At 67.8% G+C, this 1328-nt stretch carries 2 protein-coding genes; both read left to right on the plus strand.

The features are described 5' to 3' along the window. Nucleotides 1–66 precede the first annotated feature (66 nt). Nucleotides 67–402, plus strand: a complete 336-nt coding sequence (locus tag KDL01_RS46925) for a transposase (RefSeq protein WP_438802026.1) — start codon at nucleotides 67–69, stop codon at nucleotides 400–402. Further along, nucleotides 399–1286, plus strand: coding sequence for an IS3 family transposase (locus tag KDL01_RS41165; RefSeq protein ID WP_438802027.1), 888 nt, complete (start codon nucleotides 399–401; stop codon nucleotides 1284–1286). Before KDL01_RS46925 ends, KDL01_RS41165 begins: the two co-directional genes overlap by 4 nt. Nucleotides 1287–1328: the final 42 nt, after the last annotated feature.

The following is a 1328-nucleotide window of genomic DNA, read 5'->3' on the forward strand; positions in this document are numbered from 1 at the left end:
TGGGGTGCCCCGAAGATCTTGGACACTGGTCCTCCGATAGGCTTATGCCTAGATTGAGAGGAAACAGTGGATAAAGGTGGAGCTGGCAAGGGCAGCGGACGCCGCTGGTACTCGCCGGAGTTCAAGGCCGAGGCGGTGCGCGAGGTGCTCGACGGGCCGCGGCCGGTCTCGCGGGTCTCGGTGGAGATCGGGGTGGACGAGGGCACGCTGCGGCGGTGGGTGCAGCTCGAGCGGCGCCGGCGGGTCGGCGATCCGGACGCGGTCGCGCCAATGGCACACGGCGGGGACGCGGCCTCGGACGCGGCGCGGATCCGGGAGTTGGAGCGGGAGCTGCGCGAAGCACGTCAAGAGGCTGATTTCCTGAAAAAAGCTGCGGCCTTCTTCGCCCGCGACCATCGGTGAGCGAGCGCTACGAGCTCATCGACGGCGAGAAGGCCCGCTTCCCCCTGGCGCTGATGTGTCGCGCGCTGGAGGTCTCACGCTCGGGCTACTACGCCTGGCGCGCGCGTCCCGCCTCGGCCACCGTGGAGCGCCGCCGCGACCTGCAGGTGGAGATCTACGAGATCTTCTACGCGGTCGGGCGGATGCGCTACGGGTACCGGCGGGTCCACCAGATGTTGCGGCGGCGCGGGATCGAGGCCGGCCCGGAACTGGTGCGCGGCCTCATGCGCGAGTTGGGCCTGCTCCCGCTCCAGCGGCGCCCGTGGCGCAGGACGACGATCGCGGACCCGGACGCCGAGGCCACCCCGGACCTGGTCGCGCGCCGGTTCGCCGCCGAGCACGTCGGCCAGGTGATGGTCGGCGACATCACGTATATCCGCACGTGGGAGGGATGGGTATACCTCGCCACCGTGATCGACTGCGCCACGAAGATGGTGCTGGGCTACGCCACCGCCGAGCACATGCGCGCCGGGCTCGTCATCGACGCGCTCTCGATGGCCGTGCGCAACCATCGGATCCCGGCCGACGCGGTGTTCCACAGCGACAGGGGCAGTCAGTACACATCGGCCGAGTACCGCAAGGTCCTGACCGCGCACGGCATCCGGCCGTCCATGGGAAAACGGGGCGTGTGCTGGGACAACGCGATGGCGGAGTCCTTCAACGCCGTCATCAAGAACGAGCTGATATACCCGACCGAATATCAGACCAGGAAGCATGCGGAGCGTGACATTGCCGCGTACATCGAGCTGTTCTACAATTGCCAACGCCTTCACTCGGGGATCGGCTATGCGACTCCCCTCGAAGCCTACCGAGAGAAGCAGGCGAACCTGACGCTCGCCGCGTGATCACACCGCGGGACCAGTGTCCAAAATTCGCGGGGCAGCCCA

Source organism: Actinospica durhamensis (genome assembly GCF_018139695.1).
GTDB lineage: Bacteria > Actinomycetota > Actinomycetes > Streptomycetales > Catenulisporaceae > Actinospica > Actinospica durhamensis.